The sequence below is a fragment of the Streptomyces sp. NPDC102360 genome, from assembly GCF_044766085.1.
In the GTDB taxonomy this organism is placed as follows: Bacteria; Actinomycetota; Actinomycetes; order Streptomycetales; family Streptomycetaceae; genus Streptomyces.
The window spans coordinates 1-21,708 of record NZ_JBIWLG010000005.1; the positions used below are offsets into that span (position 1 = coordinate 1).

Below are 21,708 nucleotides of genomic sequence, written 5' to 3' on the forward strand. Positions count from 1 at the left end.
TGCTGGAGACGGGGTATCAACAAATTTTGGCGTTGATTTTTGGCACGCTGTTGAGTTCTCAAGGAACGGACGCTTCCTTTGTACTCACCCACAGCGACATTTGCTGAGGCTTTCCTCCGGGCGCTTCCCTTCGGTCTTTCTGTTCTTGCGTTTCCGACTCTATCAGACCGTTTCACCGGCCGATTTCCGTCGGATTGACGCCGCCTTACAGGAGTTCCGCTTTCGCGGCCCTTTCGGCGAGGTCAAACACTATCAGTCTTTTTCCGGCCCGCTTGCCACGCTTCTGCAGACATGCAGAAATAAGGTTCGCAATGCAACTTAGGACTTGATAGATGCTGCCGAGGTGTTGGACGCTCAAGGGCGTCGCTTGCCTCCCTGGCAGGGGTACGACACTACATCGGGCCCGAGCTTCGACGCAAATCGTTTGCCCGCGGCCTCTACGGCTGCCAACCGGTACCTCTCGTAGGGAACCGGGACTTTTTATGACTTACGCTTCTGAACAGTACGCCGTCCAGGACAGGCAGTGACGGCGACCCTGAATCTCCGCCCCCTGGGAGGCTTGCCATGACCAGTGTGACGTCCCCGCTCACCGGACGCGCCATCGGGCTCTCCGCCGTTCCTGACCCGGTGTTCTCCGGTGCGATGGTCGGCCCCGGCTCCGCCATCGACCCCGTGCGCGAGGCGTCCGACGCCGTGGCCCCGGTGGACGGCATCGTGGTGTCCCTTCACCCGCACGCCTTCGTCGTCGTGGATGAGGAAGGCCATGGTGTGCTGACGCACCTGGGCATCGACACCGTCCAACTCAACGGCGAGGGCTTCGAGCTGCTCGTCAACAAGGGCGACACTGTGCAGCGTGGGCAGGCCGTGGTCCGCTGGGACCCGGCTGCTGTCGAGGCCGCCGGCAAGTCGCCGATCTGCCCGGTCGTCGCCCTCGAGGCCACGGCCGAGTCCCTTTCCGGTGTCGTCGAGGACGGCGACATCAAGGCCGGCGACGCGCTCTTCGGCTGGAAGTGACGCACTCCATCACTGACGGTCGGCAGGAAATCAACGCGGCGGCAGCGCTCGCCGCACTATCGGAGACGGGTGAGATGGAGACAACGCTGCGAGGCGTCGGCGTGAGCCACGGTGTGGCGATCGGCGAGGTTCGGCACATGGGTACGGCGGTGCTGGAGCCGCCGGCCAAGCAGATCCCGCCTGAGGATGCCGAGCGCGAACAGGGGCGCGCCCGCCAGGCCGTCGAAGCTGTCGCGGCCGACCTGATGGCGCGCGGCAATCTGGCCGGTGGCGAGGCCCAGGCGGTGCTCGAGGCCCAGGCCATGATCGCCCAGGACCCCGAACTGATGGCCGACGTCGACCGTCGTGTCGCCGTCGGGAGCACGGCCGAGCGCGGCATCTACGACGCGTTCTCGCACTATCGCGAGCTCCTCGCCGGCGCCGGGGAGTACATGGCGGGCCGCGTCGCGGACCTCGATGACGTGCGCAACCGCATCGTGGCCCGGCTTCTCGGCGTGCCCATGCCCGGCGTTCCGGACAGCGACAAGCCCTACGTGCTCATCGCCCGTGATCTTGCGCCCGCGGACACCGCGCTCCTGGACCCCGCGCTGGTGCTCGGTTTCGTCACCGAAGAGGGCGGGCCGACCAGCCACAGTGCGATCCTGGCCCGCGCCCTGGGTGTGCCGGCCGTGGTGGCGCTTCCCGGCGCGGGTGAGCTCGCCGAGGGCTCCGTGGTCGCCGTCGACGGCAGCACCGGTGAGATCTTCGTGGAGCCCAGTGCGGAGAAGCGGGCCTCGATGGAGGCCGCCGCTGCCGAGCGCAAGGCTGCGCTGGCTGCGTCGACCGGCCCTGGTGCCACCTCTGATGGGCACAAGGTGCCGCTCCTCGCCAATGTCGGCGGCCCGGCGGACGTGCCCGCGGCGGTTGAGGCGGGGGCCGAGGGTGTCGGTCTCTTCCGTACCGAGTTCCTCTTCCTGGACGACAGCAAGAACGCTCCGTCAGAAGAGAAGCAGGTCGAGGCGTACCGGCAGGTGCTCGAGGCGTTCCCCGAGGGCCGTGTCGTGGTGCGGGTGCTCGATGCCGGCGCCGACAAGCCCCTGGACTTCCTGTCGCCCGGCGACGAGCCCAACCCGGCTCTGGGCGTGCGCGGTCTGCGGACGCTGCTTGACCACCCGGAGGTGCTGCGTACGCAGCTGACCGCGCTGGCGAAGGCGTCCGAGGGGCTCCCGGTCTACCTCGAGGTCATGGCGCCGATGGTGGCCGACCGCGCTGACGCCAAGTCCTTCGCCGATGCCTGCCGTGCTGCCGGTCTGCAGGCGAAGTTCGGCGCGATGGTGGAGATTCCGTCTGCCGCGCTGCGTGCCCGGTCGGTGTTGCAGGAGGTCGAGTTCCTGTCGCTCGGCACCAACGACCTGGCCCAGTACACGTTCGCCGCTGACCGTCAGGTCGGCGCCGTGTCGCGTCTGCAGGACCCGTGGCAGCCCGCGCTGCTCGACCTGGTCTCGCTGTCCGCCGAGGCGGCGAGGGCCGAGGGCAAGAGCTGCGGCGTCTGCGGCGAGGCCGCGTCCGACCCGCTCCTCGCGTGCGTCCTGACGGGTCTGGGTGTCACCTCCCTCTCCATGGGTGCCGCTTCGATTCCGTACGTACGGGCGACGCTCGGCAAGTACACGCTGGCCCAGTGCGAGCGGGCGGCCGCTGCCGCACGTGCCGCGGAGTCGGCGGAGGAAGCACGCAACGCCGCTCAGGCCGTGCTGTCCGGCGAGTAACCGAGTTCGACCGGTGCCTTCGGAGGGCGCTCCGCCTTTGGGCGGGGCGCCCTTCGCGCTTGTCCGCGGGGTTCAGTGCCGGTGCTTTCCTTCCGGTTTCGTGTCGTCCACTTCTGGTGCGGTGCAGTAGTTCACGCCGGGTTCAGGAGCGGACAGGTCGCCGGAATCCGCATCGGTGCAGTAGGCGTCGAAGACCCTTCCCCCAGGGATCGGCTGGAGTACCTCCTCCTTCAGGTGCCAGCCGTGGACACGGTCTTCCTTGCCGGTGACCGAGCTGCGCACGATGACGGCACTGGCACGCCGGCTGACGATCGCCAGCGCCAGTACGGCCGTGACCTCCATGGCCGCGGCCTCATCGATCCTGACCGTGTCGGGTTCCGTCGCGTCCACGTGCAGGACGGCGTGCAGGGACTCCTTGTCGGTGAGCACGCTGCACACCCAGTGATGGGCTCCCTCACCGAGCGCGTCGATCACTCGGGAGACCAGGTGCGAGGCCCTGGCGAAGGCCATGCGTCCGACGTCCTGCCCGCATACGGCACACGCACCTGTCCGGGACAGGACGGATGTCGCGAACTCCCAGGTCGCATGGCGGACGGCCTCTTCCACGAGCTCGGGGACGAGGTCGGCCATCGGCTGTCCCTGGTAGGCGACGCCCGGTCCTGACGCGGCGAGTTCCGCGGTGAATCGAGTACGGCTGACGGCGCTGTCCGGGTCCAGGCCCTCCGCCCTGCAGAATTCCGTGAACTCGGCAGGGTCGAAGAGCGTGACCGTGGTGTACCCGCCGGCCGCGGCCTGGGATTTGAGCAGTCCTTCCACCTGGCGCAGGTACGTCGTGTGGTCTTCGAAGGTGAAGCTGCGGTAGAGCCGCATCGCATCGAAGTCCTGCTCGTCGGCCAACAGGCCGATGGTTCCCGCCACTTCGCGGCGCAGTCCGCGCCGCACGCCGGCCGCTCGGCCGTGTTGAGTGTGCCCCATGATTCCCCCTGAGTGCGCTTGAACGATGCTCACTCAGAGTAATCGTGGGTACTGACAACGCCACGTTCGGTGACGGTCGCGCCATCGGTTTCCGGCGGCCGGTCAGGCTCGCTTGCGGGCGATCTCCTCGTAGAACTTGAGGAGTTCGAGGTTGTCGATGGAGCCGGGGTTGACCGCCTTTTCCAGCGGTGTGCCCGAGAGCAGGCGCTTGACCGGCACCTCGATGCGCTTGCCGGTGAGGGTGTGCGGGACGCCTGGGGCCTCGATGATCTCGTCGGGCACGTGGCGTGGCGAGAGCTGTTCGCGGATGACCTGCTTGATGCGGGAGCGGAGCGCGTCGTCGAGGGCGGCGCCCGGCGCGAGGTGGACGAAGAGGGGCATCCAGTAGCCGCCGTCGGGCTGTTCCAGGCCGATGACGAGTGATTCGCGGATCTCGGGCAGACGCTCCACGGCCTCGTAGATGTCGGCCGAGCCCATCCGGACTCCCTGGCGGTTGAGGGTGGAGTCGGAGCGGCCGTGGATGACGACGGAGCCGTGCGAGGTCAGCGTGATCCAGTCGCCGTGGCGCCAGACGCCGGGATAGGTGTCGAAGTAGCTGTCGTGGTACCTGGTGCCGTCGGGGTCGTTCCAGAAGCGGATCGGCATGGACGGCATGGGGTTGGTGACGACGAGCTCGCCGACCTCGTCGGTCAGGGGGGCGCCCGCGGGGTCCCAGGCCTGCAGGTCCGTGCCGAGGCCGGGTGCTTGGAGTTCGCCGATGTGGACGGGGAGGGTCGGCACGGCTCCGGCGAAACAGGAGCAGACGTCGGTACCGCCGCTGACGGAGGCGATCCACAGGTCGTCCCGCACCTCGTCGTGGAGCCAGCGGAAGCCGTCCGGCGGGAGCGGCGACCCCGTGGTGGCGACGCACTTGACGCGGGAGAGGTCGTGGTCCCGCGCGGGGTGCACGTCGGCCTTGCGGCAGGCCATGACGTACGCGGCCGAGGTACCGAAGAGGGTCGCGCCCGTGCGTTCGGCGATCGCCCACTGGGCACCGGTCTCGGGGTACCCGGGGCTGCCGTCGTAGGTGACGATCGTGGTGCCGGTGAGCAGGCCGCCGACGAGGAAGTTCCACATCATCCAGCCCGTGGACGTGTACCAGAAGAAGCGGTCGTCGGGGCCGAGATCGCAGTGCAGGCCGATCTGCTTGAGGTGCTCGACGAGGATGCCGCCCTGGGACTGCACGATGGCCTTGGGCAGGCCTGTGGTGCCGGAGGAGTAGAGCACCCACAGAGGATGGTCGAAGGGCACTTCTTCGTAGACGGGTGTGACGTCCGCGGAGGTGAGGGCCGACCACTCCAGGGCCCCTTCGGGTGCCTCGGTCCCGAGGAGCGGGATGTGCACCACCGCGCGCAGGGAGAGCAGTTCGTCGCGGAGTTCCCGTACGGTGTCGCGGCGGTCGTGCTCCTTGCCGCCGTAGCGGTAGCCGTCGACCGTGAACAGGACCACGGGCTCCACCTGCTGGAAGCGGTCCAGGACGCTGCGTGCGCCGAAGTCGGGGGCGCAGGACGTCCACACGGCTCCGACGGCCGCCGTGGCGAGGAGGGCCGCGACGGCCTCGGGGATGTTCGGCAGGTAGCCGCTGACGCGGTCGCCGGGGCGCACTCCGAGGGCGCGCAGTTCCGCGGCCAGGGAGCCGACCTGGCCGCGCAGCTCGGACCAGGTGACGGGACGGGGTTCGGTCGTCTCGTCGACGTGGAGGATCGCGGGGGTGTCCGCGCGTGCGGGGTCGTCCGCCGTGCGCAGGGCGTGCGCGGCGTAATTGAGCGTGGCCCCGGGGAACCACTCGGCGCCGGGCATGTCACGGTTGCCGAGCACGCGCGCGTACGGATGCGTGAAGCGCACGTCGAACCACTCGGTGACGGCCTTCCAGAAGGTTTCGAGTTCGGTGACCGACCAGCGGTGCAGCGCCTCGTAGCCACCGTCGGCGGGCGCGCCGTGCCTCTCGGCCGCCCAGGCCTGGAACCGTGTGATCTGCGCGTCGGCGATCTGCTGGCGATCGGGCTGCCAGAGCGGTGACGGGTTCACGGTGGACATGATGCGGCTCCAAGAAGTACGTGCGCGGCGTGTGCGTACTCGGCGCGCTCCGCGGAGTGTGCGCCTGACGCGGCTCACTGGACGATGCCACGTGATCGACTTCGGCACCAGGGTGTATCCCACATAGTCGGCCCCGCGAAGATGTGCTGGCACCACGGATGAACGGCAGTTGAACGCGGCACGCACGCGTGCGCCTCGGTGGCAGGGTGAGCAGCATGGATGGTCGTGACCTGGTGCGCTTGGCGAAGGCGGTTTCTTCCGTGGGGTGGGCCCATGGGCTGCGCTCCGCTCGGGCGTCGTGGCGGCACCGTCGCGCGGACGCCGTGGGCCTTCCCCGGCGGGGCGTCGAGCGGGCCCGGGTGCCGGGCTCCGTGGTCGGTGTGACGCCCGAACCGGGCGGCGGCCTGGTGCGATTCACGCGGTCCCGGTTGCGCATCACGGTCACCGTGAGCGGTGCACTCTTCTGGGGCTGGGACGGAGCCGAACCCGAGCCCTCGTACGCCATGGCCGGGCTCTGTCCGGAGGCGGATCCGCGGGCGGTGCTCGAGCCGGACAAGGACGGCGGCTGGCGGTTGGTGTCCGAGCGGGTGACCGTCGTGGTCTCCCGGCACGGCGCCTTGGAGGTGCGCACGCCGGGCGGGGTACTGCTGCGCCGTGATCTGCCGCCCCGGTGGTGGGAGCCCGAGGGCAGCGGTGAGGCACGCTGGGCGCAGCGGAGCGAGATCTCCGCCGACGCGCGCTTCTTCGGCCTCGGAGGCCGGGCGTCGGGCCCGCGGCTGCGGGACGCGACGTATCGGTTGTGGAACACGGATCCAGGCGGTTCGTTCGGCAGGCACGACGATCCGTTGTCGCTCACGATGCCGGTGCAGATGGTGGTGGCGGACGCGGGGACGCATCTGGTGTTCCACGACAACACGTGGGACGGCACCGTCAGCCTCCGTGAGGGCAGTGAGGGGGAGGGATCCGGGCACGACTTCGCCGGGACCTCCGAGTTGCGCATGGAGGGTGGCCCGTTGCGCTGTTGGGTGGTGGTGGGCACACCCGCGCGCGTGCTGCACGTCTGGTCCCAGCTGACCGGCGCTCCGGCCGTGCCGCCGGGTTGGGCGCTGGGCCACCAGCACGCGCGTCGGGAGTTCGGGAGCGAGGAGGAGGTGCGTCGCGTCGTCTCCGGCCACAAGGAGCGCGATCTGCCTCTGGAGGCCGTCCATCTGGACATCGATCACCTCACGGCGGGGCGAGGCTTCACCGTCGATCGTGAGCGGTTTCCGTCCTTGCCCCGGCTGGCCGAACAATTGCGCGGCGAGGGCGTCCGCCTGGTGTCGATCGTCGACCCGGCGGTGAAGGTACAGCGCGGCAACGCCCTGTACGACGGCGGGCAGGCGATCGACGCCTTTGTCCGGGACTCGGCGGGCAGGCCCGTGCGTGGGGTCATGCGGCCTGGTGAGTCGATGTATCCGGACTTCACGGCTGAGCGGGTGCGCAAGTGGTGGGGCGGCCTGTACGAGGAGCGTCTCGCGCAGGGGTTCTCGGGTTTCTCGCACGGCATGAACGAGCCGGTGTCCTTCTCCGCCTTCGGTGATCCCACGCTCCCCCGTTCGTCCCGTCACGCGGTCGAGGGGCGGGGCGGAGACCATCGGGAGGCGCACAACGTGTACGCGCTCTGCATGGCACGGGCCGGCTACGAGGGGCTGCGCGAACTGCGGCCGCAGGAACGGCCCTTCCTGTTCTCCCGGTCCGGCTGGGTGGGTTTGCAGCGCTACGGAGGGACGTGGACCGGTGACGTCGCCACTGGGTGGGCCGGACTCCGCTCCTCGCTCTCGTTGGTGATGGGGCTCGGGTTGTGCGGGGTGCCGTATTCCGGACCTGATGTGGGCGGGTTCGACGGAAAGCCGTCACCGGAACTGTTCTTGCGCTGGTTCCAGTTGGGCGCCCAGATGCCGCTGTTCCGCACGCACTCGGCGCTGGGGGCGGGTCGGCGCGAGCCCTGGATGTACGGCGAGGAGGTGCTCGCGCACGCGCGCGTGGCGCTGGAGGAGCGGCGTCGCCTCTTTCCGTACTTCATGACCCTCGCGCATCTGGCCCGGCGCACCGGCGCCCCGTATGTGCGGCCACTTTGGTGGGGCGCTCCGGAGGACCGGGCCTTGCGTGACTGCGAGGACGCCTTCTTGTTGGGCGACTGTCTGCTGGTCGCCCCTGTCCTGGAGCAGGGAGCCGACCGCCGCACCGTTCAGCTGCCACCGGGGCGCTGGTACGACACGGTGACCGGCGAAGGATTCGAGGGACCCGGTCGGATCACGGTGGACGCTCCCCTGTCGCGTATTCCGGTGCTCGCGCGTGGCGGGTCGGTACTGCCTGTGCGCGATCCGGGCGGTGGCGTAGCCCTGGAGGCGTGGGCGCCGGCACCGGGACGTACGGGCCATGGCTACGTGGTGCGGGACGTCGGGGACGGCTGGGAGGAGCCGGAGATCGGGCGGTTCCGGGTGCGGTGGGGCAAGGGGCGCGTGCTCGTCGAAGCGGACGGGGAGGACGGCGAGGTCGAACCGCCGTACCCGGTACGTGTTCGCGGCTTGTGAGCGCCTTGCGGCGCAGGTTGCCGCTGGACGCTGTCCTGGACCTGGCCCCTACGGGTAACGGCCCTCGAACCAGGCCTTCACCGCCAACGTATGGAGCGGGAACGCCAGTTCGGTCGGGCGGCGCAGGAGGTGCCAGCCGTCCGTCTCGTCCGTGGCCACGCTGGTGGGCAGGAATCCCGCTGGGCGTTCGGGCAGGAGGCCGAAGAGCAGGAGGTGGCCGTCCGGGGCGCTCATGGCGTCCACGAGCCGTACGTCACGTGCAGCGGCGACGATGCCCGTCTCCTCCTGGAGTTCACGCACGACGGCTCGCCGCCAGTCCTCCCGGTCATCGATGAAGCCGCCGGGCAGGGCGGGCTCCCCGCGCGCGGGGGCGATGGTGCGCGTGATCGTGACGAGGGCGGTGCCCACCGTGTCGTACACCGGTTGCAGGGCGATGGCCACAGGGAGCGGGTTGCGATACGCGACGGAGTCACAGGCCCGGCAGGTGCGGGGCCAGCCGTGCATCGCGGCCCCGTAGGCGGCCCCACAGCTCGAACAGTGGGAATCCGGAACGGGGTTGACCGTGGAGTGGGTTGATTCGGGCACGGCGCGGACTGTATCCGATCACTCGACCGCGGTCTTCCCCGGCGGGCCCGTGCCTGATAGACGCTGATCCATGACTCGAGCCTCCACCGCTCTGCGGAAACTCGCCGCCCTGACCGCCGCCGCCCTGATCGGTGTGGCCGCCGCCCCCTCGGCTGCCCAGGCGACGCCCGACCCCAAGGCGCCCAAGGATTTCGTGGCACTCCATGACGTGGACCCCACGATCATCCAGGAAATGCGCTACTACACGGAGCACGACTTCATGGGTGAGCCGGTCGACGGCTACAAGAAGCCGATGTGTCTCCTCACGAGACCCGCCGCGCAGGCACTTCACAAGGCACAGATCGGCCTCCTGAAGGAGGGCTACTCCCTGAAGGTGTACGACTGTTACCGCCCGCAGCGCGCTGTCGACCACTTCGTCCGCTGGGCGAAGGATCTCGACGACCAGACAATGAAGGCGGAGTTCTACCCGCGCGTCGACAAGACGCGCCTGTTCGCGGACGGCTACATCGCGGAGAAGTCGGGTCACAGCCGTGGCTCCACCCTGGACCTGACCGTCGTGAAGTTGCCCGCGCGGCCCACGCGCCCCTATGCGCCCGGGGAACAGCTCACGCCCTGCTACGGGCCAAAGGCGGAGCGCTTTCCCGACAACTCGCTGGACATGGGGACCGGGTTCGACTGCTTCGACACGCTCGCCCACACGGACGATCCGCGCGTCCAGGGAGTGCAGCGGGCCAACCGGGACCTGCTGCGGAACGCGCTCGGCGCCCAGGGGTTCGTCAACCTGCCTGAGGAGTGGTGGCACTACACATATTTGCCTTATCAACCGGACGCGTACTTCGACTTCCCCGTGAGTCGTCGGTCATTGACCGGGAACCGGTAGGGGTCGGACAGCTCCGCAGTACCCGAATGTGCGCGCGTTCCACGCATGGGGCGCGCGCTCTCGGGCATACGCGCCAGCTCGGCAGCCACTCAGTCAGGTGGACCGCATCCTGGCAACCACACGAGAAGTTCCACCCCTTGGCCAATCCGCGTCCAACGTCAAAGATCCCTCCGGGGGTGTGGGTGTCGAACAAGACGATACGTCGACCGCTGTTCACTTGGTTTCCCGTTACCGCAGGCGGCGTGTTCTACGCGTCTGCCGTCGGGGTCGCTGCCTTAATGCCTCAGGCTGGCTGTGCGCCACCCCTGCTCGTGACAGCGATGGCTCTCTTTTTCTGGGCACTTGGATGGAATTCGACAGTCCGGATCACGCCCACCCATGTTTCGATCACCAACGTCGTCGTGACGACTACCGTGGCCTGGAGGGATGTCGAGCAGGTGACGATGGACGACGGGATTGGCATCCACCTCAGGGACGGACACGAAATCGGTTCGATCGCGTTTGGCGGATCGCTCATCGGGGTGTTCACGAGATATCCGTCCCACCGACGCGCGTACCGACTGCTGCAGGATGCCCACCGAGGTGCAGGGCGCGGTCGCCGCCCGAGGCGAGCTGGCGACGTCGAGCTCCAGCACTCTGTTGACTGGCGCCGACTACTGGTTGCTGCGGCAGTCCTGTACACGCCGCTGCTGATCGTCTTCGCGATTGGCTAGATAGAAGCGAAGAAGGCTCTGAACTGCGGTAGGGAGGCCCCGGTCGAGAGCCATCGACAAGAGAGCTGGTGGCACTACACCTACAAGCCCGAGCTCTACCCGGACACGTACTTCGACTTCCCGGTCTCCAGGCGTTCGCTGACGGGGCGGTGAGGTGGCGGGCGCGACCGGAAGCACCCCCGTGGATTCCGGTCGCGCCCTCACCGATCACGGACGCCGGGAGGGCGCGGGCGGTTCTGCGGGACCCCTGACGTCATTCGGTTCCCCGTGGCACACTTCTGACGTTCCGTCAGATTCATTGCCGGGGAGGAACTGTGGCGCGTACGCGTACACCTGTCGTGGCCGACTGGTTCAGCGGAGAGGGGGACGACTTCCGCCTGCTGGGCACGCGCTGTTCGGCGTGTGCGTCGGTGTTCTTTCCGCGCGAGGACGGGGCGTGCCGCAATCCCGCCTGTGCGGGCGGCGAGCTGGTGGAGCTGCCCCTGTCGCGGTGCGGGCGCGTCTGGTCGTACACGGACTCCAGGTACCGACCACCGGAACCGTATGCGTCGGATCGGGAACTCCCTTGGCGGCCCTACGCGTTGATCGCTGTGGAGCTCGAGACGGAGCGATTGGTCGTGCTCGGCCAAGGGGCTCCTGGCGTCTCCGTGGCCGATCTCGCGGTCGGCATGGAGGTGGAGGTCGTACCGGGCGTGCTCAACGAGGAGGGGGACGACGAGACCGGGACGACATGGATGACGTGGCACTGGCGGCCGACGGGGGTGACGGCATGACGGGGGACGTGGCGGTTCTCGGCGCGGGCATGCATCCCTGGGGTAAGTGGGGGCGCAGCTTCGTCGAATACGGAGCGGCGGCGGCGCGGGCCGCGCTCGCCGACGCCGGGGTCGACTGGCGCGACGTAGGCTCGATCGTCGGCGCGGACACAGTGCGCGGCGGCTACCCCGGCTACGTGGCGGGAGCGACGTTCGCGAAGGCTCTCGGGTGGCAGGGCGCGCGCGTGGCCAGCGTCTACGCCGCCTGCGCTTCGGGGGCCCAGGCGGTCAACACGGCGCGGGCGCAGATCCTTTCGGGGATGGCGGACGTCGTGCTCGTGGTCGGCGCCGACGCCGCGCCCAAGGGGTTCTTCAAGCCCGCCGGCGGCGACCGGCCCGACGACCCCGACTGGTTGCGCTTCCGTGCGCTGGGGGCGACCAACCCGACGTACTTCGGCCTGTACGCACGTCGGCGCATGGCCGTGCACGGGGACACGCTCGAGGACTTCGCCCAGGTCAAGGTGAAGAACGCTGCCTCCGGCGCGCTGAACCCGAACGCGCGCTACCGCAAGACGGTGACGGCCGAGGAGGTCGCCGCCTCCGCCGTGGTCGCCGATCCGCTGCGGCTGCTCGACATCTGCGCCACGTCGGACGGCGGTGCGGCGCTGGTCCTGTCCAGCATGGAGTTCGCACGGCGGCACGGAGCCGCGGACCCGGTCCGTATCCGAGCCGTGTCGACGGTGACTCCGACGTACCCGAACACCGTGCTCGACCTCCCGGACATCGCCACGGACTCGGCCGCCGGGGTCGCCCCCACAGGCCCCACGTTCCGCGCCTCGATCGCCCGTGCCGCCTACGAAGAGGCGGGGATCGGCCCCGAGGACCTGTCCCTGGCGGAGGTCTACGACCTGTCCACGGCCTTGGAGCTGCAGTGGTACGAGGACCTCGGACTGTGCGGCGAGGGTGAGGGTGCGAAGCTGCTGAGGGAGGGCGCGACCGCTCCCGGAGGCCGAATACCCGTGAACAGCAGCGGTGGGCTCGCGTCCTTCGGGGAGGCGGTGCCGGCGCAGGCGATCGCCCAGGTCTGCGAGCTGACATGGCAGTTGCGAGGCGCGGCGGGCGATCGGCAGGTGGCCGGGGCCAGGGCCGGGATCACCGCCAACCAGGGCCTGTTCGGCCACGGTTCGTCGGTCGTGGCGGTCCGCTGACCGCCACGCGCGTACGCTGCGTGGCCGTGCGGGAATCCTGCGTGAACAGCGTGTGAACCGACCCTCGTGGCGCCCGTGCAAGGCCATCATGCTGGCGTGCACACCTGGCCGGACAGCCTCCGCTTCGCCTTCCAGCCCGTGGTCAATCTGGCCACGGGATCGGCCGCCGCTCTGGAGATACTCGCCCGCCCCGAGTCGGGTGATGTGCTCGCACGGGCACATCGCGAGCCCGAGCTGGACGGCGACCTCGCCGCTTTGGCGATCCGCGATGCGGCACGCCGGGAGACGCTGCTGCCGCTGCACGTGAACGTGTTCGCGGGCACGCTCGCCGACCTCGGCGGTCTTGACGCGCTGCGGCGCGCAGTGCAGGACGCGGGGCGCCTGCCGTGGGAGGTGACCGTCGACGTGGGGCCGCCGTTCACGCACGTGCCGCACCGTGCCCTCCTGGAGGGCGTCGCGGTGCTGCGCAAGGAGGGCTTCCGGATCTGTGCCGACGGGGTCGGCGACGGCGACGTACCGCTGCGGCTGCTCGACGATCTCGCCCCGGACCTGATCAAGCTCGACGCCTCGCTGTTGTCGCGCGGGGCGACGGTGCGGGCCATGCGGACGCTGTGCGAGGAGATCGGCGCGCTGCTCGCGATCGAGGGCGTGGAGACCGAGACCCAGTGCATGGCGGCCCGCGATGCCGGAGCGCAGCTCGCGCAGGGCAATCTGTTCGCCCCGGCGGCCCGGCTGCCGATCTCCGAGGTGTACGTGCCCGAACTGCCCCCGGCCGTCGGCTCGTCGCGGCTGTCCGGGCCGCTGGTGCGGGACTTCGTGCGGCCCGCGGCGCTGCTGCCCGATTCGGCGTCCGCGGAGCAGGTGCGGCGCCGGCTCACCGGTGCGGCCGAGGTGACCGGCGTGCTCCTCGTCGACGCCGACGGGGCGCCGGTGCGATCGGTGCAGCGGGACCGCTTCCTGCTGTCCCTGTCCACGCGCTACGGGCACGCGTTGTACGCCGACCGGCCCGCCGCGCGGCTCGGCGACCGGCCGCGCACGGTGGGTGTCGCGGCGACCGCCTGGGAGGTGCTCGACGTGGTCGCGGACGGCGAGCACACCCGCACCGCCGACGACGTCGCCGTGGTGGACGACGACGGTCGCTGCGTCGGCGTCGTACGCCTCACCGACCTCGTACGGGCGCTCGCCGAGAGCCGCGTCGAGGAGGCCGTCGGGCTCAACCCGCTGACGCGGTTGCCAGGTTCGGACACCGTGACCGGCGAGTTGGACCGCTGGGTGGCGCAGGGCCGCGACTTCGCCCTGAGCTGGCTGGACATCGACGGGTTCAAGCAGGTCAACGACGGTGCGGGGTTCGCGGCGGGCGACGAGCTGATCCGTTCGGTGGGGCGGGCCCTCGCGCGCACGGCGTCGGAGTCCGTGCGGGTGGGGCACATCGGGGGTGACGACTTCCTCGTCCTGGCCGATCCCGAGCGGCTCGCTCTGCTCGCGGCCGCCGTGCTCGACGCTCCCTGGTCGGCGGGCGGCAGGGCGGTGACACTGTCGCTGGCCACGGTGGTGTGCCCGGCCGGCAGCGTGCCCGACCACCGGCAGGCCGCGGCGCTGCTCGCCCCGCTCAAGAAGGCCGCGAAGGCGCTCGCCGGGGCGAGTTGGGTCTGCGGTCGGGCGGGGCGCGAAGGTTTCGACGTGCGCCGCGGCGCACGAGCCGCGTCTCCCGCGCGCGACCTGAGGGGAGCCTCGGCCGCCGGTTAACCGTTGCCGTCCACGACCTTGACGCTCCAGTACGGCCGGTGAACACTTCCGGGTGTCAGTCGGCATCGCCGCAAATCGGCCCACCGCTGCTCGGGGCCCTGGCTGCCCCAGGTGCGCTTTCCTGCCGGGTTGCGGCAGGTCAGAGCCGCTCCCCCACGTGTGGTTCCGACTGTGCGGGCACGCTCGTCACGGACGCCGGGCGGGGCGCGGGACTTCCCTGCCTACGGCAGCCGTGGTTCAGAACCAGCCATGGGAAACGCACCCTGCACGGAGGACCGGGGAGCACTGCCCCCGGGCGAGGGCCTAGGAGCCGCCATGAGCAACGGAGACATCTTCATCGGTGAGGTCATCGGCACCGGCATTCTGATCCTTTTCGGCGCGGGCGTCTGCGCCGCCGTCACTCTGAAACACTCCAAGGCGAGGGCCTCCGGGTGGATCGTCATCGCATTCGGCTGGGGCTTCGGCGTGCTGGCCGGCGCCTATACGGCCGCCCCGCTGTCGGGTGGTCACCTCAACCCCGCGGTCACCATCGGCATCGCGGTCGACACCGGGAAGTGGGACAAGGTCTGGGTCTATCTGCTCGGTCAGATGGTCGGCGCGATGCTCGGCGCCGTCCTCGCGTACCTGGTGTATCTCGCGCAGTTCAACGCCAACGTCGGTTCGGATGAGGAGGCCGCCGAGGACGGTCCGACACCGACGCTCGGCATCTTCTCGACGGTCCCCGAGATCCGGAACGTGGTCGCGAACCTGCTCACCGAGGTCATCGCGACGATCGGCCTGGTGCTGCCCATCCTCGCGTTCGGGCTCACCAAGGGACTCGGCGAGTCCGGCACCCAGGTACTGATCGTGGCGCTCCTGGTCGTCGGCATCGGTCTGTCGCTCGGCGGGCCGACAGGTTACGCGATCAACCCCGCCCGCGACCTGGGCCCGCGCATCGTGCATCAGCTCCTGCCGATCCCCAACAAGGGGACATCCGACTGGGGCTACGCTCTCGTCCCGGTCGTCGGGCCGCTCATCGGCGGCGCGCTGGCGGGGGTCATCTACAACGCAGCGTTCTGAAGCGCAGAAACACTCTCGTACGTCTTCTTACGAAGGGGTAGCCATGCCCGACACTTCCGTGAAGTACGTCGCCGCCATCGACCAGGGCACCACCTCGAGCCGCTGCATCATCTTCAACCAGGACGGCGAGATCGTCGCCGTCGACCAGCGCGAACATCGCCAGATCTTCCCGAAGCCGGGCTGGGTGGAGCACGACGCCACCGAGATCTGGTCCAAGGTCCAGGCCGTGGTCGCCGGGGCGATCGCCAAGGCGGGACTGCGAGCGGACCAGCTCAGCGCCCTCGGCATCACCAACCAGCGCGAGACGACGGTCCTTTGGGACCGGGCGACCGGCAAGCCCGTGCACAACGCGATCGTGTGGCAGGACACGCGGACCTCGGCGCTCTGCAACGAGCTGGGCGGCGCCGACGGACAGGACCGTTTCCGCGAGACGACGGGCCTGCCCCTGGCGAGCTACTTCTCCGGGCCCAAGGCGGCCTGGCTGCTCGACAACGTGCCGGGCCTGCGGGCCAGGGCCGAGCGCGGGGAGCTGGCCTTCGGCACGATGGACTCGTGGTTGATCTGGAACCTCACCGGGGGCACCGACGGCGGCGTGCACGTCACCGATGTCACCAACGCCGGGCGCACCATGCTGATGAGCCTGGAGACCCTGCAGTGGGACCAGTCGATCCTGTCGGCGATGAATGTTCCGGAGTCGCTGCTTCCGGAGATCCGTTCGTCCGCCGAGGTGTATGGCACTGCCGTCGGCCAGCTGGCCGGCGTACCGGTGGCCTCGGCGCTCGGCGACCAGCAGGCGGCCGTTTTCGGACAGGCGTGCTACGACACCGGTACCGCGAAGAACACCTACGGGACGGGCAGCTTCCTGCTGCTCAACACCGGTAGCCGGCCGGTGCCTTCGAAGAACGGGCTGCTCACCACCATGGGGTACAAGATCGGCTCCGAGGCGCCCGTGTACTGCCTCGAAGGGTCGATCGCGATCACGGGTGCCCTGGTGCAGTGGTTCCGCGATCAACTCGGCATCATCAAGACCGCCGACGAGATCGAGACGCTCGCGGCGAGCGTGGACGACAACGGCGGTGCCTACATCGTGCCCGCGTTCTCCGGTCTGTTCGCGCCCTACTGGCGCTCCGACGCGCGCGGCGTCGTCACCGGCCTCACCAGGTACGTCACCAAGGCTCACCTGGCACGCGCCGTCCTGGAGGCGACGAGCTGGCAGACCCGTGAGGTCGTCGACGCGATGTACCAGGACTCCGGGGTGCAGATCACGACCCTGAAGGTCGACGGCGGCATGACCAAGAACAACCTGCTGATGCAGCATCAGGCCGACGTCCTGGGCGTGCCGGTGATCCGGCCCAGGGTGTCCGAAACGACGTGCCTGGGCGCCGCGTACGCCGCGGGGCTCGCGACAGGCGTGTGGAACGACCTGGACGAGCTCAAGGCGCACTGGCAGCGCGACGCGGAGTGGACTCCCGCGATGGACGCGGGAGCCCGGGACCGCGAGTACCACAACTGGCGCAAGGCCGTGGAGAAGAGCTTCGACTGGCACGAGGACTGAGACGGCTCGTAGGCCATGTCCCCGCGCGCGTGGTGACGTACGACCATCCACGCGCGCGCACGCGGCGGTCCGGACCCCGGTCGGCGGGGGTGCGGGCCGCCGCTGTGCGTGTTCAGGTCGCCGCGGGCTGCCGGCGCTCGGCGGCTTCCGCGGCGTGGCCGACGACGGCGATCAGCACGTCCTTCACGGACTCCTTGTCGCGCGCGTCGCACAGGACCACGGGGACGTCCGGATCGAGGTCGAGCGCTTGACGGACCGCGTCCGCGGGGTAGCGGTCGGCATCGTCGAAGCAGTTGACGCCGATGATGAACGGTATGGAGCGCCGCTCGAAGTAGTCGACCGCGGCGAAGCAGTCCTCCAGACGGCGGGTGTCCGCAAGGACGACCGCTCCCAGCGCGCCGGTCGCCAACTCGTCCCACAGGAACCAGAAGCGGTCCTGGCCCGGTGTGCCGAAGAGATAGAGCACGAGATCGTCGCGGAGCGTGATCCGGCCGAAGTCCATCGCCACCGTAGTGGTGTTCTTGCGCTCGACGCCCGCGGTGTCGTCCACGGGGCGGCCCGCCTCCGTGAGGAGTTCCTCCGTGCGCAGCGGCCGGATCTCGCTGACCGCGCCGACCAGCGTCGTCTTGCCCACGCCGAAGCCGCCGGCCACCAGGATCTTGAGCGTCACGGGCTCGACGGGGGCCTTTCGACGCTCAGAACGCCCGAAGATCATGGCTGTGTCTCTCCTGCCTCGCTGGTGTCGCTGTCTCGGGTACCGCTGCTCGCCCCGGGCGGCCCGTAGCCGCCGCCTCCGGGCGTTTCGACGACGAGTACGTCGCCGGGGGCCACGTCGGCCGTATCGCTGCCGTCGAGGCGGGTGACGGTGCCGTCCACGCGCTCCACGGAGTTGGCGCCGAGCGCTCCGGGGGCGCCACCCGCCATCCCGTAGGGCGGCACCCTGCGGTGCTGGGTCAGCGTGGAGACGGTCATCGGCTCGCGGAAGCGGATGCGCCGCACGGCGCCGTCACCGCCCGGCCACCGGCCCGCTCCCCCGCTGCCGCGCCGCACCGCGAACTCCTCCAGGAGGACGGGCAGCCGCCACTCCAGGACCTCGGGGTCGGTGAGCCGCGAGTTGGTCATGTGGGTCTGCACGACGGGCGCCCCGGGGAAGCCGTCACCGGCGCCGGAGCCGGAGGCCACCGTCTCGTAGTACTGATGGCGCGCGTTCCCGAAGGTGATGTTGTTCATCGTGCCGGAGCCCTCGGCCTGCACGCCCAGGGCACCGTAGAGGGCTCCGGTGATGGCCTGTGACGTCTCCACGTTGCCCGCGACGACCGCGGCGGGCGGCTGAGGCGAGAGGAAGGAACCGGGCGGCACGACGATGTTCAGGGGGCGCAGGCAGCCGTCGTTGAGCGGGATGTCGTCACCCACGAGCGTCCGGAAGACGTACAGGACGGCGGCGTTGACGACGGCGAACGGGGCGTTGAAGTTCGTGGTGAGCTGGTCGGAGGTGCCGGTGAAGTCGACGGTGGCGCGGCGTTGTGCGCGGTCCACGCTCACCCGCACACGGATGACCGCGCCCGAGTCGGTCTCGTAACTGAACTCGCCGCCTTCCAGAGCGTCGATGACGCGTCGTACGGAGTCCTCGGCGTTGTCCTGTACGTGCTTCATGTAGGCGAGCACGACGTCCAGGCCGAAGTTCTCGATCATGCGGGCGACTTCGTCGACGCCCTTCTGGTTGGCCGCGATCTGGGCGCGCAGGTCGGCGAGGTTCGTCCTCGGGTTGCGGGAGGGGTGGGGCGCCTCGGTCAGCAGGCGCAGCGTCTGCTCCTCACGGAACCGGCCGGCCTCGACGAGCAGCCAGTTGTCGAACAGCACGCCTTCTTCGTCGATGGTGCGGCTGTTCGCGGGCATGGAGCCGGGGGCGATGCCGCCGATCTCGGCGTGGTGGCCGCGCGAGGCGACGTGGAACAGGATCCGGTCACCGTCCGTGTCGAAGACGGGGGTGATCACGGTGACATCGGGCAGGTGCGTGCCACCGTGGTACGGGTCGTTGACGGCGTAGGTGTCTCCGGGCCGCATGGTCGAGCCGCGGCGGCGGATGACCTCCTTGACGCTGGTGCCCATCGAGCCCAAGTGCACGGGAATGTGCGGGGCGTTGGCGACCAGGCTGCCGTCGGGGTCGAAGAGCGCGCAGGAGAAGTCCAGCCGTTCCTTGATGTTGACGGACTGCGAGGTCGACTCGAGGCGGGCGCCCATCTGTTCGGCGATCGACATGAAGAGGTTGTTGAAGACCTCGAGCATGACCGGATCGACTTCCTCCGCGAATTCCGTGCCCAGGCCGGAACTCTCTGTAATCGCCGACCGTTCCATGATCAGGTGACCGTCGTCCGCGAGGGCCGCCTGCCATCCGTCGTCGACGACGGTCGTCGAGCCGTCCTCGGCGATGATCGCCGGCCCCTGGACGGGAGCGCCGGGCGGGAGTTGGGCCCGGTGGTGGAGGGGTACGTCCCGCCAGGTTCCGCCGGTGTGCAGGCGGACGGTGGAGGGGGCCGCCGGGGCGGTGGTGCGGGGAGCGAGATGCGAGAGATCGGGGGGATCGGTCAGGCCAGTGGCTTCTACGGAGAGTGATTCGACGACGAGCGGTCGGTCCAGGGTGAAGGAGTAGTGAGCGCGATGACGTTCCTCGAAGGCGCGGGTCATGGCGTCGGGTTCGGTGAGTTCCACGGTGAGCGCGGTGTCCGTGCCGTCATAGCGGAGCTGGGCCCTGCGCACGATCCGCATGCGCTTCTCCGGGACGTCCTCGGCGCGCAGCTCCTCGCGCGCGGCGCTCTCCAGATCGTCGGCCGTCTTCAGGATGTGCGGCATCGAGGAGGCGTCGACGGTGACTTCGACGGACTGTTCCCGCATCGCCGTGGTGTCCGCCAGGCCGATACCGAGCGCCGAGAGGACGCCGGCCATGGGCGGTACGAGGACCGTCCGGATGCCGAGCTCTTCGGCAACCTTGCACGCGTGCTGGCCACCGGCGCCACCGAAGGTGGTGAGGGCGTAGCGGGTGACGTCGTGGCCCTTCTGGACCGAGATGCGCTTCACGGCGTTGGTGATGTTCGCCACAGCGACCTGGAGGTAGCCCTCGGCCACCTGCTCCGGGGTGCGCGCGTCCCCGGTCGTCTCGCGGATCTCGGTGGCGAGGGCGGCGAAGCGCTCACGTACGAGGCCGTCGTCGAGCGGCTGGTCCCCTTCGGAGCCGAACACGTGAGGAAAGTGGGCGGGCTGGACGCGACCGAGGGCGACGTTGGCATCAGTGACCGTGAGGGGGCCGCCGCCCCGGTAGCAGGCCGGGCCCGGCACCGCGCCGGCCGAGTCGGGTCCGACCCGGTAGCGGCTGCCGTCGAAGTGCAGCACGGAGCCGCCGCCCGCCGCGACGGTGTGGATGTCGAGCATGGGCGCGCGCAGCCGCACTCCGGCGATCTGCGTGGTCAGCACGCGCTCGTACTCGCCCGCGAAGTGCGAGACGTCCGTGGAGGTCCCGCCCATGTCGAAGCCGATGACGCGGTCGAAGCCCGCGCGCCCCGACATCCGGGCCATGCCCACGATGCCGCCCGCGGGCCCGGACAGGATGGCGTCCTTGCCACGGAACTGCCCGGCCTCGGCGAGCCCGCCGTTGGACTGCATGAACATCAGTGGTACGTCGGGGAGTTGCTCGGCGACCTGGCGCACGTAGCGGCGCAGGACGGGCGACAGGTAGGCGTCGACGACAGCGGTGTCGCCCCGTGGCACCACCTTCATGAGCGGGCTGACCTCGCTGGACAGCGAGATCTGGGGGAATCCGATGCGCTCGGCGAGGGCGCCGATCTCGCGCTCGTGAACCGGGTGGAGGTGACTGTGCAGGCAAACGACGGCCACCGCTCGAATGCCGTCTTCGTAGGCCCGGCGCAGCGAGCCTTCGAGGGCGTCGAGGTCGAGCGGGGTGATCACCTCGCCCTGGGCGTCCACGCGTTCGTCCACCTCGATGACGCGCTCGTGGAGCAGCTCGGGCAGCTCGATGCGGCGGGCGAAGATGTGAGGCCGGTTCTGGTAGGCGATCCGCAGGGCATCGCGGAAACCACGCGTGATGACGAGGGCGGTCGGCTCGCCGCGGCGCTCCAGGAGGGCGTTGGTGGCGACGGTGGTGCCCATGCGGACGGAGTCGACGCGGTCGCCGGGCCCGCCGCCCGGCGCCTGCTCCGCGCCCTCGTTGAGGAGCTCGCGGATCGCGAAGACGGCCGGGTCGGCATAGCGCGCCGGATGGTCGGAGAGCAGCTTGTGCGTGAGCAGGCGGCCGTCGGGCCGCCGGGCCACGACGTCCGTGAAGGTGCCGCCTCGGTCGATCCAGAACTGCCAGCCTGCCACGTGTGTCTCCCGCCGTCCGCCCCGTTCCTGTGCCCCGAAGGCTCCGCTGTCGGATCAGAGCGCTCTGAGGCCGTCGATCACGTCGCGGAGAATACTCGCGTCGGGCAGCTCCGCCGGTGGCACCGGCCGTGTCACGTGGACCAGTTCGTCGTCCACGAGATCCCCGATGAGTACGCGCACCACTCCTACCGGGAGATCGAGCTCCGCGGCCAGTTCGGCCACGGACTGCGGGGCGTCCTGGCAGAGTTCGACGATGTCGACGTGTTCCGGCGACAGCGTCTGGTCCGTCGCCACACCGCCTTCATGCTGTTCGGCGACGACGACCGCGATCAGGTCGAGCCGGTGCCGGCCCGCGCTGGAGGTGCGGCCACGCGTCATGGCGTACGGGCGCACGACGGGGCCCGCGTCGTCGTCGAACCAGTGATGCGTCTCCTGACCGTCTGGTCTCATGCC

Annotated in this window: 15 protein-coding genes and 2 pseudogenes; 11 read left to right on the plus strand and 6 right to left on the minus strand. The window is 69.8% G+C overall.

All coding sequences use genetic code 11. From position 1 onward, the window contains the following. Window positions 1–564 precede the first annotated feature (564 nt). Both ACIRHA_RS20910 and ptsP read left to right on the plus strand, forming a co-directional pair. On the plus strand, window positions 565–1,014 hold the full coding sequence (locus tag ACIRHA_RS20910; protein ID WP_403847729.1) for a PTS glucose transporter subunit IIA: 450 nt from the start codon (window positions 565–567) through the stop codon (window positions 1,012–1,014). A 74-nt stretch (window positions 1,015–1,088) separates the two neighbouring features. Then, window positions 1,089–2,759 carry a phosphoenolpyruvate--protein phosphotransferase gene (ptsP, locus tag ACIRHA_RS20915; protein WP_403847732.1) on the plus strand — a complete coding sequence of 557 codons (1,671 nt, stop codon included), beginning with the start codon at window positions 1,089–1,091 and terminating at the stop codon, window positions 2,757–2,759. A gap of 72 nt (window positions 2,760–2,831) precedes the next feature. Here ptsP and ACIRHA_RS20920 read toward each other — a convergent pair whose 3' ends face one another. Then, the gene (locus ACIRHA_RS20920; protein WP_403847735.1) at window positions 2,832–3,734 is read right to left on the minus strand and encodes a hypothetical protein; all 903 of its coding nucleotides are present in this window, start codon (window positions 3,732–3,734) and stop codon (window positions 2,832–2,834) included. A gap of 102 nt (window positions 3,735–3,836) precedes the next feature. Further along, window positions 3,837–5,810: an acetoacetate--CoA ligase gene (locus ACIRHA_RS20925; protein ID WP_403847737.1), complete on the minus strand. Its 1,974-nt coding sequence runs from the start codon at window positions 5,808–5,810 to the stop codon at window positions 3,837–3,839. Between the two features lie 215 nt (window positions 5,811–6,025). On the opposite strand from ACIRHA_RS20925, the gene ACIRHA_RS20930 reads away from it, so the two are divergent. Then, entirely contained in the window at window positions 6,026–8,383 is a 2,358-nt protein-coding gene (locus ACIRHA_RS20930) for a glycoside hydrolase family 31 protein (RefSeq protein ID WP_403847739.1), read from the plus strand. Window positions 8,384–8,431: 48 nt separating this feature from the next. Here the strand turns inward: ACIRHA_RS20930 and ACIRHA_RS20935 are convergent, their stop codons facing one another. Next, entirely contained in the window at window positions 8,432–8,968 is a 537-nt protein-coding gene (locus ACIRHA_RS20935) for an NUDIX domain-containing protein (protein WP_403847742.1), read from the minus strand. A gap of 70 nt (window positions 8,969–9,038) precedes the next feature. On the opposite strand from ACIRHA_RS20935, the gene ACIRHA_RS20940 reads away from it, so the two are divergent. From ACIRHA_RS20940 to glpK, 8 genes and pseudogenes are all read left to right on the plus strand, one after another. Next, entirely contained in the window at window positions 9,039–9,848 is an 810-nt protein-coding gene (locus ACIRHA_RS20940) for a M15 family metallopeptidase (RefSeq protein ID WP_403847744.1), read from the plus strand. 182 nt (window positions 9,849–10,030) lie between these two features. Next, window positions 10,031–10,561, plus strand: coding sequence for a hypothetical protein (locus tag ACIRHA_RS20945; RefSeq protein ID WP_403847746.1), 531 nt, complete (start codon window positions 10,031–10,033; stop codon window positions 10,559–10,561). Window positions 10,562–10,621: 60 nt separating this feature from the next. Further along, window positions 10,622–10,714: pseudogene (locus tag ACIRHA_RS20950) on the plus strand (D-alanyl-D-alanine dipeptidase); the annotation flags it as partial. 161 nt (window positions 10,715–10,875) lie between these two features. Beyond that, window positions 10,876–11,334 (plus strand): Zn-ribbon domain-containing OB-fold protein, encoded by a 459-nt coding sequence (locus ACIRHA_RS20955; protein WP_403847749.1) that lies wholly within the window; start codon window positions 10,876–10,878, stop codon window positions 11,332–11,334. Beyond that, window positions 11,331–12,521 carry a lipid-transfer protein gene (locus tag ACIRHA_RS20960; protein ID WP_403848886.1) on the plus strand — a complete coding sequence of 397 codons (1,191 nt, stop codon included), beginning with the start codon at window positions 11,331–11,333 and terminating at the stop codon, window positions 12,519–12,521. Before ACIRHA_RS20955 ends, ACIRHA_RS20960 begins: the two co-directional genes overlap by 4 nt. Before the next feature lie 96 nt (window positions 12,522–12,617). Then, a complete protein-coding gene (locus ACIRHA_RS20965; protein WP_403847752.1) occupies window positions 12,618–14,267 on the plus strand; it encodes an EAL domain-containing protein in 1,650 nt (549 codons plus the stop codon). A 315-nt stretch (window positions 14,268–14,582) separates the two neighbouring features. Next, the gene (locus ACIRHA_RS20970; RefSeq protein ID WP_403847755.1) at window positions 14,583–15,326 is read left to right on the plus strand and encodes an MIP/aquaporin family protein; all 744 of its coding nucleotides are present in this window, start codon (window positions 14,583–14,585) and stop codon (window positions 15,324–15,326) included. A gap of 43 nt (window positions 15,327–15,369) precedes the next feature. Then, on the plus strand, window positions 15,370–16,881 hold the full coding sequence (gene glpK, locus ACIRHA_RS20975; RefSeq protein WP_403847758.1) for a glycerol kinase GlpK: 1,512 nt from the start codon (window positions 15,370–15,372) through the stop codon (window positions 16,879–16,881). Window positions 16,882–16,993: 112 nt separating this feature from the next. Here the strand turns inward: glpK and ACIRHA_RS20980 are convergent, their stop codons facing one another. The 3 genes and pseudogenes from ACIRHA_RS20980 to ACIRHA_RS20990 form a co-directional block, all read right to left on the minus strand. Continuing rightward, complete coding sequence (locus ACIRHA_RS20980) at window positions 16,994–17,596, minus strand: GTP-binding protein (RefSeq protein WP_403847761.1); 603 nt, start codon at window positions 17,594–17,596, stop codon at window positions 16,994–16,996. Next, window positions 17,577–21,255 (minus strand): annotated as a pseudogene (locus ACIRHA_RS20985) (hydantoinase B/oxoprolinase family protein). Before ACIRHA_RS20985 ends, ACIRHA_RS20980 begins: the two are co-directional and overlap by 20 nt. Window positions 21,256–21,309: 54 nt before the next feature. Continuing rightward, the gene (locus ACIRHA_RS20990; RefSeq protein ID WP_403847764.1) at window positions 21,310–21,705 is read right to left on the minus strand and encodes a DUF742 domain-containing protein; all 396 of its coding nucleotides are present in this window, start codon (window positions 21,703–21,705) and stop codon (window positions 21,310–21,312) included. Window positions 21,706–21,708: the final 3 nt, after the last annotated feature.